The 14235-nt window shown below is 73.8% G+C and carries 13 protein-coding genes; 7 read left to right on the top strand and 6 right to left on the bottom strand.

Going from position 1 to position 14235, the window contains the following annotated elements; translation table 11 throughout:
• Positions 1-51: 51 nt before the first annotated feature.
• Positions 52-807, bottom strand: coding sequence for a GntR family transcriptional regulator (locus ACH4S7_RS15860; protein WP_398521738.1), 756 nt, complete (start codon positions 805-807; stop codon positions 52-54).
• A gap of 203 nt (positions 808-1010) precedes the next feature.
• Between ACH4S7_RS15860 and ACH4S7_RS15855 the strand changes: the two genes are divergently transcribed.
• The 4 genes from ACH4S7_RS15855 to ACH4S7_RS15840 all read left to right on the top strand — a co-directional run bounded on the left by ACH4S7_RS15855 (position 1011) and on the right by ACH4S7_RS15840 (position 5976).
• Positions 1011-1256, top strand: coding sequence for a lipopolysaccharide assembly protein LapA domain-containing protein (locus ACH4S7_RS15855; protein ID WP_398521737.1), 246 nt, complete (start codon positions 1011-1013; stop codon positions 1254-1256).
• Positions 1257-1290: 34 nt separating this feature from the next.
• Positions 1291-1926, top strand: coding sequence for a GNAT family N-acetyltransferase (locus ACH4S7_RS15850; protein WP_398521736.1), 636 nt, complete (start codon positions 1291-1293; stop codon positions 1924-1926).
• A gap of 212 nt (positions 1927-2138) precedes the next feature.
• Complete coding sequence (locus ACH4S7_RS15845; protein ID WP_398521735.1) at positions 2139-4118, top strand: DUF5107 domain-containing protein; 1980 nt, start codon at positions 2139-2141, stop codon at positions 4116-4118.
• A gap of 823 nt (positions 4119-4941) precedes the next feature.
• Positions 4942-5976, top strand: coding sequence for an aminotransferase class V-fold PLP-dependent enzyme (locus ACH4S7_RS15840; RefSeq protein WP_398521734.1), 1035 nt, complete (start codon positions 4942-4944; stop codon positions 5974-5976).
• A gap of 62 nt (positions 5977-6038) precedes the next feature.
• Here the strand turns inward: ACH4S7_RS15840 and ACH4S7_RS15835 are convergent, their stop codons facing one another.
• From ACH4S7_RS15835 to ACH4S7_RS15825, 3 genes are all read right to left on the bottom strand, one after another.
• Positions 6039-6392 carry a VOC family protein gene (locus tag ACH4S7_RS15835; protein ID WP_398521733.1) on the bottom strand — a complete coding sequence of 118 codons (354 nt, stop codon included), beginning with the start codon at positions 6390-6392 and terminating at the stop codon, positions 6039-6041.
• Between the two features lie 245 nt (positions 6393-6637).
• Positions 6638-7447 (bottom strand): methyltransferase domain-containing protein, encoded by an 810-nt coding sequence (locus ACH4S7_RS15830; RefSeq protein WP_398521732.1) that lies wholly within the window; start codon positions 7445-7447, stop codon positions 6638-6640.
• A 111-nt stretch (positions 7448-7558) separates the two neighbouring features.
• Entirely contained in the window at positions 7559-9064 is a 1506-nt protein-coding gene (locus ACH4S7_RS15825; protein WP_398521731.1) for a bifunctional phosphatase PAP2/diacylglycerol kinase family protein, read from the bottom strand.
• Between the two features lie 313 nt (positions 9065-9377).
• Here ACH4S7_RS15825 and ACH4S7_RS15820 point away from each other — a divergent pair, with 313 nt between their 5' ends.
• Both ACH4S7_RS15820 and ACH4S7_RS15815 read left to right on the top strand, forming a co-directional pair.
• Positions 9378-10667, top strand: coding sequence for a sulfite oxidase (locus ACH4S7_RS15820; RefSeq protein WP_398521730.1), 1290 nt, complete (start codon positions 9378-9380; stop codon positions 10665-10667).
• A gap of 118 nt (positions 10668-10785) precedes the next feature.
• Complete coding sequence (locus ACH4S7_RS15815; protein ID WP_398521729.1) at positions 10786-12021, top strand: aminotransferase class I/II-fold pyridoxal phosphate-dependent enzyme; 1236 nt, start codon at positions 10786-10788, stop codon at positions 12019-12021.
• Positions 12022-12140: 119 nt separating this feature from the next.
• Here the strand turns inward: ACH4S7_RS15815 and ACH4S7_RS15810 are convergent, their stop codons facing one another.
• Entirely contained in the window at positions 12141-12827 is a 687-nt protein-coding gene (locus tag ACH4S7_RS15810; RefSeq protein WP_398521728.1) for a DedA family protein, read from the bottom strand.
• The gene (locus ACH4S7_RS15805; protein ID WP_398521727.1) at positions 12824-13594 is read right to left on the bottom strand and encodes an MBL fold metallo-hydrolase; all 771 of its coding nucleotides are present in this window, start codon (positions 13592-13594) and stop codon (positions 12824-12826) included. Before ACH4S7_RS15805 ends, ACH4S7_RS15810 begins: the two co-directional genes overlap by 4 nt.
• 121 nt (positions 13595-13715) lie before the next feature.
• On the opposite strand from ACH4S7_RS15805, the gene ACH4S7_RS15800 reads away from it, so the two are divergent.
• Positions 13716-14120 (top strand): hypothetical protein, encoded by a 405-nt coding sequence (locus ACH4S7_RS15800; RefSeq protein ID WP_398521726.1) that lies wholly within the window; start codon positions 13716-13718, stop codon positions 14118-14120.
• The last annotated feature ends 115 nt before the right edge of the window (positions 14121-14235 follow it).

Genomic DNA, 14235 nt, shown 5'->3' with positions numbered 1-14235 from the left:
CGTGCGGCCGGCGAGGTCAGCGGGGGTCGGTACGGTGCCGAGCAGGGGGCCTCAGTTCGACTGGAGCACGGGTAGCGCGGGCGCTCCCGTCGGCAGCATCTGCTTGGCCGCCAGGACCGGGGTGTCCCCGACCCGGACCACCTGGGTGACCAGGACCGCCGGGGTGTCCGGGGCGCGGTCCAACTGCTCCCCGCGCCGCTGCCCCAGCAGGGTCGCGGTCACCCCGCCGTGGCCGGTCAGCGGTACGCCGACGGAGGCCCCCACCAGTACCGCGAGCATCGAACCGCCGGGCGCGCCGGGGGACCGCAGGGCGTCGGCGAACGCCGGATGGGCCCGTTCCAGGACGTCGTCGGGCGCCGCCCACTCCTGGCTGAGCGCCGCCGCCACACCCGCTCCGGCCAGCACTGACTCCCAGAATCGCAGCTCCGCCCCGGCCGGTGCGAGTAGCTGCTGTGTGGTGAAGTCGGTCGGCTCTTCGACGGTGCGCAGCAGGGGACGGACCCGAACCGCCCCCTGCTGCGCACCGTTCGACAGCAACTCCTCCAACGGCCGCAGCCGCTCGTAGCCGCGCTGCGGGGGGCTGTCGTTGACGGTCCGCCCGACCCCGCGCCGTACGGAGAGGAGTCCGTCCTCCTGGAGCAGGAGCAGCGCCTCCCGGAGCGCGGGCCTGCTCACCCCCAGCTCGGTCGCGAGACGGGGCTCCGACGGCAGGGTCGAGCCTGGCGGATAGGTGCCGTCGCGCAGGGCGTCGGCGATCCGCTCGTACAGGACGACGACCGGCCTGCGCTGCTGCCCGCTGACTGCCATGGCTCCTCCTCGGCTGGGAAATCCATCCCCAGCTTGTCAGACAAGAGTGGTGAATGTGTGTCGGTGTGGCCGATGCCTGTCGGTGTTGGTCGGGGTTGGTCGAGGTCGATCCGGGGTTGGTCGGTATCCGTCGGGGCGCCGGCTCTCACCCGTACGGCCCGCTCCATCGCACCCGGGAGGGGACCGCCGTCCATCCTGGTGCCATGAGAGCGAACGATGGGTCGAGAGGGGGGCGGGACGGCCTCCGGGAGTGGTTCACGCCCGGGCGGATCGTGGTCCTGCTGATCACGGTCCTGGCCGTGATCTTCATCTTCGAGAACACCCGGGAGGTCAGGATCCGGCTGCTGATCCCTGAGGTCACCATGCCGCTCTACCTGGCCCTGCTCGCGATGTTCGTCGTCGGCGCACTGTGCGGAGGCTACTTCTTCCGCCGTCGCCGGCCTCGCTGAGCCCCCCGCCGAGGGCGACGGATAGCCTCACCGGATGCCCGAGTCCGCCACGCCTCCCCCCGCCACGCCTTTCCTCGCCACGCCGGAGTCCACTGTGCCGGAGTCCACTGTGCCGGATCCCGCTGTGCCCGGCCCCGCGCCGCTCGCCAGTGGGCCGCGGATCGCGATCCGCCCCTTCACTCACGACGACGGCGACGCGTTCACGGCGGCGGCCCGGCAGAGCGTCGCCCACCACCGGCCCTGGCTCTTCCCGCCCCTCACCACCCAGGAGTACGCCGCCTACGCGGCGAAGCTCATCGAGGACCCCGCGAAGACCGGATTCCTCCTCTGCGAACACCAGCGGGCCGACCGGATCGCCGGCTTCATCACCATCAACAACATCGTCGCGGGCGGCTTCCGCTGCGGGGCGATCGGCTACGGCGCCTTCGCGCACGCCACTGGCCGCGGACTGATGCGCGAGGGCCTCGCCCTGGTGCTGCGCCACGCCTTCGGCCCGCTCGGCCTGCACCGGTTGGAGGCCAACATCCAGCCGGGGAACGCGGCCTCGATCGGACTCGTGCGCGGCGCCGGATTCCGGCTGGAGGGCTTCTCGCCCGACTTCCTCTTCATCGACGGCGCCTGGCGCGACCACGAGCGCTGGGCGATCACCAGCGAGATGGTGACCGGCTGACGGTCGGTGTACCCGGGGGCACCACCAGGCCCGCGCCTGCCTTCCGCGGCTTCGTCGGGCGGGCGTCTCACCACCTCAGGCGGGGGACTTTGCCGAAGACTGACGCCCGGAACCCCTGTTCGGCACGGCGCTGACACTGTTCCATGGTCATCGGGCCGCGGCACCGGAGCCGGCCGGCCCGTCCCGAGGGACGTGAGCGAAGTGAGGTTGCCTTGGCCACCACCGTGCGGCGTACCGTACTGACCCTGCCCGCGGCCCCGGTGGGCCCGGCCAATCCGTTGCCCGCCCTGCGCCCCCTCGGCGAAACGCACTCCTTCGACGAGCTAGACGAGCGCGCCAAGAGGGATCTGCCGCGCGAGATGGCACGGCAGATCGGCTACGAGCCGCTGCGCACCCTGTTGCCCGTACGAGTCCTCGACGGATACGGCCGGGACCGGGTCCCCACCGGCTTCGACGCGATCGTGATCGAGAACGAACGGCTCCGCGCCACCGTCCTCCCGGGCCTCGGCGGCCGTATCCACTCGCTCCACCACAAGCCCACCGGCCGGGAACTCCTCTACCGCAACCCCGTCTTCCAGCCCGCCGACTTCGCGCTCAACGGCGCCTGGTACTCCGGTGGCATCGAGTGGAACATCGGCGCCACCGGCCACACCACGCTCTCCGTGGCCCCCCTGCACGCCGCGATCGTGCCCGCCCCCGACGGCGGCGAGATGGTCCGGCTCTGGGAGTGGGAACGGCTGCGGGACCTGCCGTTCCAGGTCGATCTCTGGCTGCCCGCCGACTCCGACTTCCTGCACGTCGGCGTCCGGATCCGCAATCCGCACGAACGGACGGTACCGGTCTACTGGTGGTCCAACATCGCCGTCGAGGAGCATGAGCGGACCCGGATCATCGCCCCCGCCGACGAGGCGTGGCACTACGGCTACGAACGCACCCTGAACCGGATCCCAGTCCCCGACTACCGGGGCGAGGACCGGACCTACCCGCTGCACGGCGACTACCCCGCCGACTACTTCTACGAAGTGTCCCCGGACGCCCGGAAGTGGATCGCCGCCCTGGACGCGGACGGGCGCGGCCTCGTCCAGACCTCCACCGACGCGCTGCGCGGGCGCAAGCTCTTCACCTGGGGATCGGGACGGGGTGGCCGGCGCTGGCAGCGCTGGCTCACCGAACCGGACACCGTCGGCTACGCCGAGATCCAGGCGGGGATAGCCCGTACCCAACTGGAGCATGTGCGCCTCGACGCGGGCGAGGCGTTCAGCTGGCTGGAGTCGTACGGGCCGCTGGCCGCCGACTCCGGCACGGTGCACGGCGCCAACTGGGCCGCGGCCCGCGCCGAGGTCGAGTCCCGGCTCGCCGCCGCGTTGCCCCGGGAGGCGGTGGACGCGGCCTACGCCGCGTGGCTGCCGTACGCCGACGCCGAACCGGTCCGCACCCTCGCCACCGGCTCCGGCTGGGGCGCCCTCGAAGTGCTGCGCGCCGGGTTCGACCTGCCCGGCACCCCCTTCGCCGAATCGACCCTCGGGGACGAGCAGGAACCCTGGCGTGAGCTGTTGGCCAATGGGGTGCTCCCCGAGCCACGCCGGGTCGCCCCGCCGGGGGCGTCACTGGTCGCCCCGCACTGGCGGGACATGCTGGAGACCGCGCCCGCCGACCCGCTCACCGAGTACCACCTCGGGATCGCCCAGTGGCACGCCGGTGATCTCGCCCAGGCCGTACGGAGCTGGGAGCGCGGCCTCGGGCTCGCGCCGTCCCGCTGGCCGCTGCTGCGCTGCCTGGCCGTCGCCGACGAGGAGGGCGGCAATGGCGAGCGGGCCGCCGTCCGGTATCTGGAGGCGTTCGACGACCTCTGCCAGGAGCGCCGTGACGACGGCGAGGTCTGGACGGCGGCCACCGCCGCCCTGGGCCGGGAGGCCATCGACGCACTGCTGACGGCGGGCCGCGCGGCCGACGCCCGCTCGGTCTGGGCCCGGCTCCGCCCGGCCGTCCAGGCGCGCGGCCGGTTCCGGCTGATCCACGCCAGGCTGCTGCTGGCCGAGGGGAACCGGGAGGAGGCGCGGGCGGTCTTCGACGCGGGGTTCGAGGTCGCGGACCTCCGGGAGGGAGCAGAGATCCTCAACGAGGTGTGGACGGAGCTGACGGACGATCCGCTGCCGGAGGCGTACGAGTACCGGATGCGCCCCGCGTCCTAATGTGTGTCGCGAAAGTCCCCCTGGCCCGCGACCCCCGGCACGCACTCCTCCTCCGCCCTGGGGGCGCGGGAGGCGCCCCCTCGCTGTGTTGTCGGAGTAGGTCCAGTACGAGGACGATCTCCCCCTGGCTTCACCGGGGAGCCTCCACCGCCTTGCGATGCGTTCCCTAGGGAGTGTCTTCACAGTAGCGTCGCCCGCCCGGAGGGCGGGTCTGGCGGGGTCTGGTGCATGGGATCTCCCCAGGCCCCACAGGGCCGAAGCGTGGGGTCTCCCCAGGCCCGCAGGGGCCGAGGGGACGGATCCCAAGGCGGAGGATGGGGGCACCTCCCGGCCGGAGGCTGGGGGAGAGTCAATGCGGTGTATTGGCGACTGACGACAACGCAGGGTGGGGGGTCCCCCAGGCCCGCAGGGCCCAGGGGGCGTGCGGGCCAGGGCACGGCAGACAGACGGGACTTTGAAGACACGACCTAGGCCCTGTGGGGCTTGGGGAGACCCCATACCTCGGCCTGTGGGGCTTGGGGAGGCGTCACGCCTCGGCCCGTGGGCCTGCGGAGGCCCCACGCACCGGACGTCGCAGGCCCGGTCCTGCGGGCGGACGGCGTTACTTCGCAACACGCCTTGCCGTGCCCGCAGGCGTGGGCCTCGGCCCCCCGGACGCCCTTCCGTTCGGCACTCGGGGGCCGGGGAGGCGGGAGGCCCGGGTCCGACGCGTCATTGGGGTTCTTTATCGGGATTCCGTGGAGCGGCGTTATAAGGATTCCTTGGAGTGGCGGGCGGAACGCCTTGGATTGCCCCGGCTCGCGTCTTCCCGCACGCTTCCTCCATGGACTCACCCAGGGACCACTTCTCGCACCAGGTCTGCTACCTCAACACCGCTTCCTACGGACTGCCACCGCGCGCCGCGCACGAGGCCGCGCTGGCGGCCGAACACGCTCGGGCGCTCGGGCGGCTGGACATCGTCGGAGTGGACGCGGCCATCGCCCGTTCCCGGGCCGCCTTCAGCCGGCTGATCGGCCTGCCCGCCAGTCGGGTGGCGATCGGCTCCCAGGTCTCCCAGTCGGTCGGCGTGGTCGCGGCCTCGCTGGCGCAGGGCGCCGAAGTGCTGGTGGTGGACGGCGACTTCACCTCGCTGCTCTTTCCGTTCCTCGTCGCCCAGGAGCGGGGGGTGACCGTCCGTTCCGTCCCGCTGGAGCGGGTCGTCGACGAGGTGCGGCCCGGTACCGATCTGGTGGCGGTCTCGGCGGTCCAGTCGGCCGACGGCGCCATCGCCCCCCTCGACCGACTGCTGGACGCGGCGGCGGTGCACGGTGCCCGCGTGCTCGTCGACGCCACGCAGGCCGTCGGCTGGCTGCCGATCCCGGCCGACCGTATCGACCTGCTGGTCTGCGGCGGTTACAAATGGCTGCTCGGCCCCAGGGGCACGGGCTTTCTCGCCGGGACCGACGAGGCCCTGGCCGAACTGCCTCCGGTGGCGGCCGGATGGTACGCGGGCCAGGACGTCTGGGACAGCATCTACGGGGCCCCGCTGCGGCTCGCCGCCGACGCGCGGCGACACGATCTCTCGCCCGCCTGGAACTCCTGGGCGGGGCAGGCGCCGGCCCTGGAATTCCTCGACGGCTTGGGCGTGCCGCTGATCCATGAGCACAATGTCGCCCTGGCCAACCGGTTCCGGGCCGGGCTCGGGCTGGCGCCGGGAGACTCCGCGATCGTCTCGCTGGAGGTCCCCGACGGCACCGCCGAACGCCTGGCGGCGCACGATGTCGTCGCCGCCGTACGGGCCGGCCGGCTGCGCTGCTCGTTCCACATCTCCACCTCGGAGGAGGATGTGGACCGGGCCCTGGATCTGCTCACCGGCTGAAGCCACGGGCTCCGGCCGGCCCGGGGTCCGTCGGCCCGGGGGTCCGTCGGCCGGGGGGTCCGTCAGACGGTGATCTTGGTGTCCACGTACTCGAAGACCGACCCGTCCGGGTGCACGGCGATCAGATTGCGGCCGGCCGGAGTCGGAATCGGGCCCGCGACGATCTGTGCGCCGCCCGCTGAGAGGGTGGCGTACGCGTCTGTCACGTCCTGCACGGCGATCGTCGCCGTGACCTTGCGCAGCACGTCCAACTCCGCTTCCGGACCGCTCATCAGCAGGAAGCAGCCCACTGCGGCGACGGAGACACCGCCGCGTTCGAAGCGCAGGGGGGTGCTTCCGGTGAGCTGCTCGTAGAAGGCCGTGGCGGCCTCCAGATCGTCGACGCAGATGCGCAGCGTGGTTCCCAGGATCTCCATGGAGGGGAGCCTAGTTGGCCGTGGCGGGCGACGGAATCCGTTCCGGCGAGCGGCGGACAGCCCGACCGTGTGAGGTGCCTGCGGCGGTGGGCGGGGGCGGTGTGCGAGGTGGGCGGGGGCGTCGTACGCGGTCGTGGCGTCGGGCCGGGCTCCCCGCCCCCGCCCACGACCCGACCCGCCGACCCGATCCGGCCGTCCTCTTGCCCGCCCTGCCCCTGCCCGTGTCGGCCCAGGCCCGGAAGGGGTCAGACCCGGCAGAGGAGTTCACCGTGGGGCACTATGAACCAGGCGTCGTCAACGGCGCCCCACTCCCGCCAGCCCGCCGCGATCCCGGCCAGCCGCTCCGCCGTCGCGTGCCCGCCGTCGACCGCCAGTTGTGCGTACCCGGATGCGGTCGTGCGCTCCGCCCACAGGCCGCTCCACCAGGCGCGTTCGTCCGGTGTGGCGTAGCACCAGTTGCTGGTGGTGGCGGTGATGTCGGTGAAACCCGCGCTCCGGGCCCAGGAGAGCAGCCGCCGCCCGGCGTCGGGTTCGCCGCCGTTCGCCCGCGCCACCCGCTCGTACAACTGGAGCCATTCGTCCAGGACCGGCCGCTCCGGGAACCAGGTGAACGCGCCGTAGTCGGCGTCCCGGACGGCGACGACCCCGCCGGGGCGGCAGACGCGCCGCATTTCGCGGAGTGCGTGCACGGGGTCGCCCAGATGCTGGAGCACCTGGTGGGCGTGGACGACGTCGAAGGAATCGTCGGGGAAGTGCAGGGCGTTGGCGTCGGCCACGGCGAAGTCGGTGTTGCCGAGGCCGCGTTCGCGGGCGTGCGCCCTGGCCCGGTCGACGATGTCCGGCGCCCGGTCCACGCCGGTGACCCGGCCATCGGGGACCAGCGCGGCCAGATCGGCGGTGATCGTCCCCGGGCCGCAGCCGATGTCGAGGATCCGCGCGCCGGGCGTCAGTTCGCCGACGAGGTACGCGGCGGAGTTGGCGACCGTCCGCCAGGTGTGCGAGCGCAGTACCGACTCATGGTGTCCGTGCGTGTAGACGGCGGTCTCCTCGCGCATGGGAGGGCTCCCTCTCAGATCCGTGTCGACGATGGGCCCACCCTACGGTCGTGGACCGCATGGTGAGACCCCCGTCTTGAGATACGGACATGAGGCGGAGCCGTGCCACGGTCAGCGCAGGACGCGGGGGCGGTAGACCGTCAGCGCCCCGGCCTCCTTCTCCACCAGTAGCTCCGGGGGCGCCTCGCCCACTTCGCCGTCGTACGCCAGTGGGGTACCGGGCGCCAGGCCGGTGATCCGGATCCGGTGCAACTGCCGGGCCGCGTGGACCGGCGACCGGCTCAGCGGCCCCGCGAGCGCCGCCGCCACCAGCCGCAGACCGGGCCACCGACCGCCGTGCACCACCCGGACGTCCAGCAGACCGTCCGCCAGGTCCTGGCGGTGGCCGGGCGTGGGGCCCATCCGCTGGTAGATCCCGTTCCCGGCGAACAGCAGCCACAGCGGATGCCGGCGACCGTCGACCTCCGCGTCCAGCGGGCGGCCCCGCCGCAGCACCCGTACCGCCGCGAGCACACCGGCGGGCCAGCTCCCGATGCGCGGGGACCAGTGCTCCCGAATGTTCACCAGCTCCGGATAGACCCCCAGGCTGAAGGTGTTGAGGAAGAGCCCGGGGCGGCCGTCGGCGTCGGCCGGGCCCGGGGTGAAACGCCCCAGGTCCACCTGGACCGCCTCGCCGCCGGCGAGGGCCCGGCAGGTGTCCTGGTACGTCTCGATGCCCAGGTCGTAGGCGAAGTGGTTGAACGTGCCCCCGGGGAACACCGCCAGCGGGACCTTCCGTCCAGCGGCGACCGCCGCCACCCGGTTGATCGTGCCGTCGCCACCGATGACACCGAGCGCCAGGCAGCGCTCCGCCGCCTTCTCCGCCGCCGGGCCCAGTTCGCCGGGACCGCACTCCACGATCTCCGCCAGCGGCAGCGCCTCCCGCACCAGCGCCGCCGAGTCCGCCGACCCGGCCCGCTGGTTCACCACGATCACCAGACCCTCCCCGTGCGGCAGCTCGGGAGCCTCCGCACGCGGGAAGGTCGGCGCCGGGAACTGCGATCTCGTCGGCGACAGACCGCGCACCGCGAACGCCGCGATCACCCCGAGGGCCGCGCCCGCCAGCACATCGCTCGGATAGTGCACGCCGGTGTACACCCGCGAGAACGCGACCGAGGCGGCCACCGGCGCGACCACCGCGCCCCAGCCCTTCGACTCCAGGGCGACCCCGGTCGCGAACGCCGCCGCCGACGCGGCGTGCCCCGACGGGAAGGACGTGGTGAACGGCTGCCGCTTGAGCTGCCGTATCACCGGTACGGCGTCGAGCAGCGGACGCGCCCTGCGCACCGACCGCTTGCCCACGGTGTTGATCGCGGCGGACGCCGCCGCCAGCGACGCCACACCACGCACCGCGGCCCGCCGCGACCGGGCGCCCCGCCCGAGCACGGCGACCCCGGCGGCCACACCGAACCAGAGCAGGCCGTGATTGGCGCTACGGCTCAGCCGTGGCAGCACCGGCTCGGCGCCGGGCCACTCATGGGTGGCGACGGCGTCGAAGACGCTCCGGTCCCACCGGCCGAGCAGCCCGGCCACCGCCGAACGCCGGTGCGGATTCCCGTGTGCATACGTAGCTGACATGAGACGCGGGTACCCCGTGCGGAGGGCTGCCACGCAGCCGGGCGCCCATTCGGATATATCGGGCTTCCCGGGTGGTCGGAGCAGCGCGTGCCGAGCCCCGCCGCACCCCCGGCGAACAGGTGTGATTTCCGCTTGATGAACAGGTCCGCGCGCCCTGCCCGCGCGCCGCGCGCCGCCGTTACGATCGCGGACAAGCTCGACCCCGGGGCAACCGCCGTGCCCCGGCCGTCCGTTCGGGCCGCGCCCCGCCGCCGCCGTCGACCTCCGGCCCGGGGCCCCCGCCCGCACGACCCACCCCCGCCAGGAGGCCCCGATGCCCGCTGCGCCCGCCGCCGCTCCCGGTCGCCGTACGCTGCTGAAGCTGCTCGCCGCCGCTCCCGCGGCCACCGCGATCCCGTTCGCCGCCGCCCCACCGGCCCGAGCGACCGCCCGCACCGCCCCCGCCCCCGGCACCGGATCCGCGCCGGGCACCGCTCCCGCGTCCACCCCGCCGTCCGCCCCGGGAATCGCGCCGAGATCCGCGCCGGGAATCGTCAAACCACTACCACCCGAGCTGTTCACCATCCGGGGCACCAACGCCGAGACCAACTTCACCGCGCTGCGCCCCACCGGTCCGCTCACCCCCGCCGACCGCTTCTTCGTCCGCAACCACACCTCCACCCCCAGGATCAGCGAACGCGACTGGAGCCTGACCGTCTGGGGCAGCGGACTGCGCGGTCGCCTCCCGGTCCGGTTCAGCTACGAGCAGCTCCGCTCGTTGCCCTCCGTCACCCGGACCGCCGTGATCGAGTGCGCGGGCAATGGGCGCTCCTTCTTCGCCTCCCAGCAGCGCGAGCCCGTCAGCGGCACCTCCTGGACCCTCGGCGCCATCGGCGCCGCCCGCTGGCGCGGGGTGCGCCTGCGCGACGTACTGCACCGCGCCGGGATCTCCGCCTCCGCCGTGGACGTGATGCCGCGCGGCCTGGACGACGAATTCATCGGCGACGGGGTGAACCACGGCAGGGTGCGCCGCCCGCTGCCCGTGGCCAAGGCCCTGGACGACGTGATCCTGGCGTACGAGATGAACGGCGAGCCCCTCCCGTACGACCACGGCTTCCCGGTCCGGGTCGTCGTCCCGTCCTGGATCGGGATCGCGTCCATCAAATGGGTCGGCGACATCGAGGTCAGCGACACCCCCCTCACATCGCCGTGGAACACCCGCTTCTACCGGCTCTTCGGCAGCGCGTATCCGCCGGGCGGCAGCGAGCCCCTCGGCCGGCAGACCCTCAAGAGCGCGCTGGAACTGCCCCTCGGCGCCACTCTGGAGGCGGGCAGGACCCACCGGCTGACCGGCCGCGCCTGGTCCGCCGCCGCGCCGGTGCGCGAGGTCGGGTTCAGTACCGACGGCGGGGTGAGCTGGCGCCCCGCCCGGCTCTGCGACACCCCCCGGCGGGACGGCTGGGTCCGCTGGACGGCGGAGTGGCGCCCACGCGAAACCGGCCCGGCCGAACTACTGGCCCGCACCACCGACCTCGCGGGCAACACCCAGCCGGCCCGGACGGTCCACAACACCCAGGGCTACCTCTTCGACGCCGTGGTCCGCCACCCGGTCACCGTCGCCTGACCCGGCGCACCGGGCGGCGGCGCGGGAACTTCCGTATAAAGGGATCGCGGGGGATCGCGGGCCGGTACTCGTGGCGGGTGCGGGGGCCGGTGTGCTCCGGAGAGCGGGAGGTGGCGCGATGCGAGGAACCGCGTCCGACGGCCGGGGGACCGTCCACCACGGGCCGGCCGCGCCCGAACCGGGCCTCCCCGTCCTCGAAGACCTCGCCGACGTCGTCGCCGGCGCCGCCCGCTCGGCCCGGGGCGAACCGCCCGGCGGCGGCCCACTGCTCCGGGAGGCGGCCTGCGGCTACTGGTGGCGGCGCGGGCTGACCAGCCGGGCCGACGAGGTCGTCGCCGCCTCCGGGCCGCAGCCCCTGCTCTCCGCCCTGATCGGCGCCTACGGCGGGGACGTGCTGATGCCCCGGCCCTGCCCGGCCGGCTGGGCGCTCCAGGCCAGGCTGCTCGGCCATCCCGCCTACCGGGTGCCCACCCCGGCTGAGTGCGGCGGCGTCCCCGACCCGTACGCCCTGCTGGAGACCGTCCGGCGGGTGCGCGCCGAGGGCGGTGATCCCCGGCTGCTGCTGCTCTCCGTCGCCGACGACCCCACGGCGACCGTCGCGCCGCCGGAAACCCTGCGGGAGGCGTGCGAGGCGGCCGTCGGCGAGGGGCTGCACATCATCAGCGACGAGACCTGGCGTGACACGCTGCACCGGCCGCACGACACCGTGCTGCTCAGCCCGGCCGAGATGTGCCCCGACGACGTCACCGTCGTCAGCGATCTGGCCGGCGCCCTGCTGCCGTCGTCCTGGCCGGTGGCCGTCGCCCGTTTCCCACCGACCGGGGAGAGCGTGGCCCGCCGGGCCCGGACGCTCGACCTGCTGACCGCGCTCGGCGCCGTCGTCGCGGAGCCCGTCGCGGCCGCCGCCGCGTACGCCCTGGACGAACCGGGCCCGGTCGCCCGCCGTACGGAACGGGCGGCGGCACTGCACGGCCGGGTCGCCGCCGCCGTCCACCACACGGTGCTCGCCGCCGGGGGGCTCGCCCGCCCGCCGCAGGCCGGCCGTCACCTCTACGCCGACCTCGGCCCGCTCCGCGCCGGGCTGGCCGAGCGGGGCGTGAGCGACTCCATGGAGCTGGAGGAGTACCTGACGGAACGGCTGGGGACGCCCGTGCCCGGGGGCCACCGGTTCGGGGACGAGCTGGGCGCGCTACGGGTACGGCTGGCGACGGCACCGCTGCTGGGCGCCACCCCGGAGCAGCGCGAGGAGTCCCTCGACGCGCCGGATCCGCTGGAACTGCCCCAGGTGGCGGAGGCGCTGGCGGCGCTGGGAACGGCCCTCGGCGAACTGCGCCAGGGCGTGTCGCGCATATAGCGCCGCCCGCCCGCGGCGCGTCGGGCGCACAGGGCCTCCCCGGGCCCGCAAGAACCTGGCCACGGGGTCCCCCCAGGTCCGGTGGCCGGAGGCGTGGGGTCTCCCGGGCGGAGCAGTGGTCAGGCGCGCCCACCGGGCGCGTCCGAAGACCCCGGCGAACCCGGCGGCCGGTGCCGCAGTCTCCGCCACAGCGCCGGAGCCCCGCTGATCAGCACCGTGAGCCCCACCGCCAACAGCACGCCCTGCCACGGCTCGGCGAACAGCGAACCGCCCAACACCCCGATGAGCTGGTACGTCACCGCCCACGCCAGACAGGCCGGGACATCACCCCGCACGAAGGTCCGCAACGGCATCTCGGACAGCAGACAGGCCAGCATCACCGGTATCCGCCCGGCCGGGATCAGCCGCGAGAGCACCAGCACCGCGATCCCGTGGTCCTCCAGTTTGGCCCTGGCCTGCTCCAGCCGGTCCGGCGCTGCGTGGTCGCGCAGCGAGTTCAGCCAGCGGGAACCGTTCTTGGAGCGCACACCGCGCTGACCGAGCCAGTACAGCGTCACATCCCCGAGGAACGCGGCGAACGCCGCGATCAGGAAGATGAACAGCAGCGTCAGCGGGGACCCCTGGTGGAAGGCGACCACCGTCGCCGAACTCACCACCGCGCCCGTCGGCACCACCGGTACCAGCGCGCCCAGCGCCACCAGCAGGAACAGCGACGGATAGCCGACGGCCTGCTGGGTGGAGTCCGGCGGGAATCCGCCCGCCGCCTCCGACAGGCCACCGATCACGTCCGACAGCAGCGAACTCACCGGGCGGCCTCCGGCCTGAACCGTTCCCCGTGGCCCAGCGGATGCACGGTCACCTCAGGCGCCAGCCGGGCGGCCTGCCGGACGAATTCATCACCCGGCGCGTAGAACTCGTGCGGCCGCACCCCGTCCATCCCGATCGGCCAGTACGTGCCGTAGTGCACCGGCACCGCGGCCCGGGGCCGGAGCGCGGCCAGCGCCTGCGCCGCGCGGCCCGCGTCCAGATGACCGTGCCCGAGGAAGGGGCCCCAGCCGCCCACCGGCAGCAGCGCCACATCGACCTCTCCGACCTCCTCGGCCATCGAGTCGAAGAGCCCCGTGTCCCCGGCGAAGTACGTACGCGCCTCGCCGCTGATCACATAGCCGAGCGCGGGCGAGCGGTGCGGCCCCACCGGCAGCCGCCGCCCGTCGTGCAGTGCGAACACGGCCCGGACCGTCAGCCGCCCGACGGCCACTTCGTCACCCGGGGCCACCTCCGTGATCCGCAGCCCCAGCCGGGCCAGGGCGGGCACGGAACGGCTCGCACCGCGCGGCACGATCAGCCGGGTACCGGGCGCCAGCCGGGCCAGCGACGGCAGATGCAGATGGTCGGAGTGCAGATGGGAGACGAGGACCGCGTCAGCGACGGCGGCCTCCGGCGGCGGCAGCTCCCCGCGCCGCCGGCGCAGATGCGCGAGCCGCCGCACGAAGAGCGGATCGGTGAGCACCCGGGCCCCCGAGTCCTCGACCGTGCAGGTGGCATGACCCCACCAGGTGACCTCCACCGGCACCTCCGGACCCTCCCTCTCCCTGGATGACGTCGACCGCCTCCCGCGACCCCCGCCGCGTATGAGCCTAGGCCCTGATCCGGAGTAGGGTCGGCGGCGTACGACGCGAGCAGAAGGAACGACCATGAGCGGCTTACGTGTGGCCACGATCGCGAGCCTCACCCCCCTCGAAGAACTCGACCGCCAACCCTTTCTGGTGGACACCCGCGGACAGCAGACGATGTGCGCGCACTGGGCCGCCGCCCGGGGCCACACCATCACCCGGCAACTGGTCTTCTACGGGCTGCGCCCCGATCATCCCGGGCTCTGGACGGATGTCGACGAGGGCGGGGTCGATCTGTTCCTCGCCGCCAGTGAACGGGTGCTGGCGAGCGCGCTGACCTCGGTGGCGGACTTCGCCGCTGAGTGCGCGCGCCGGGAGGTGCTGTTGGTCACCGCCGACCTGGAGGAACCGGTGTACGACGCGTCGATGAAGGCGGACGTCCACCGCAGGCTCTCCATGCCGACGGCGGGCTACGACGGCTGCTGAGCCCCGCGCCCCACGGTCCGGGACGGCCGGCCGTGCGGGACCCGGGAGTCGGGTCGCGACGCCCCCACGGTCCCGACGGCCCGCCCCACGACACGCGGACCCGGGAAGCCGGGCG

This window comes from Streptomyces sp. NPDC020965 (assembly GCF_044333555.1).
GTDB lineage: Bacteria > Actinomycetota > Actinomycetes > Streptomycetales > Streptomycetaceae > Streptomyces.
This window is presented reverse-complemented; position numbering and strand designations above follow the sequence as displayed.

Coding starts and splice junctions, on each gene's coding strand:
- ACH4S7_RS15835 (WP_398521733.1), bottom strand. CDS start 6,392: ATGGAGATCCTGGGAACCACGCTGCGCATCTGCGTCGACGATCTGGAG.
- ACH4S7_RS15830 (WP_398521732.1), bottom strand. CDS start 7,447: ATGCGCGAGGAGACCGCCGTCTACACGCACGGACACCATGAGTCGGTA.
- ACH4S7_RS15850 (WP_398521736.1), top strand. CDS start 1,291: ATGCCCGAGTCCGCCACGCCTCCCCCCGCCACGCCTTTCCTCGCCACG.
- ACH4S7_RS15855 (WP_398521737.1), top strand. CDS start 1,011: ATGAGAGCGAACGATGGGTCGAGAGGGGGGCGGGACGGCCTCCGGGAG.
- ACH4S7_RS15815 (WP_398521729.1), top strand. CDS start 10,786: ATGCGAGGAACCGCGTCCGACGGCCGGGGGACCGTCCACCACGGGCCG.
- ACH4S7_RS15825 (WP_398521731.1), bottom strand. CDS start 9,064: ATGTCAGCTACGTATGCACACGGGAATCCGCACCGGCGTTCGGCGGTG.
- ACH4S7_RS15840 (WP_398521734.1), top strand. CDS start 4,942: ATGGACTCACCCAGGGACCACTTCTCGCACCAGGTCTGCTACCTCAAC.
- ACH4S7_RS15860 (WP_398521738.1), bottom strand. CDS start 807: ATGGCAGTCAGCGGGCAGCAGCGCAGGCCGGTCGTCGTCCTGTACGAG.
- ACH4S7_RS15800 (WP_398521726.1), top strand. CDS start 13,716: ATGAGCGGCTTACGTGTGGCCACGATCGCGAGCCTCACCCCCCTCGAA.
- ACH4S7_RS15820 (WP_398521730.1), top strand. CDS start 9,378: ATGCCCGCTGCGCCCGCCGCCGCTCCCGGTCGCCGTACGCTGCTGAAG.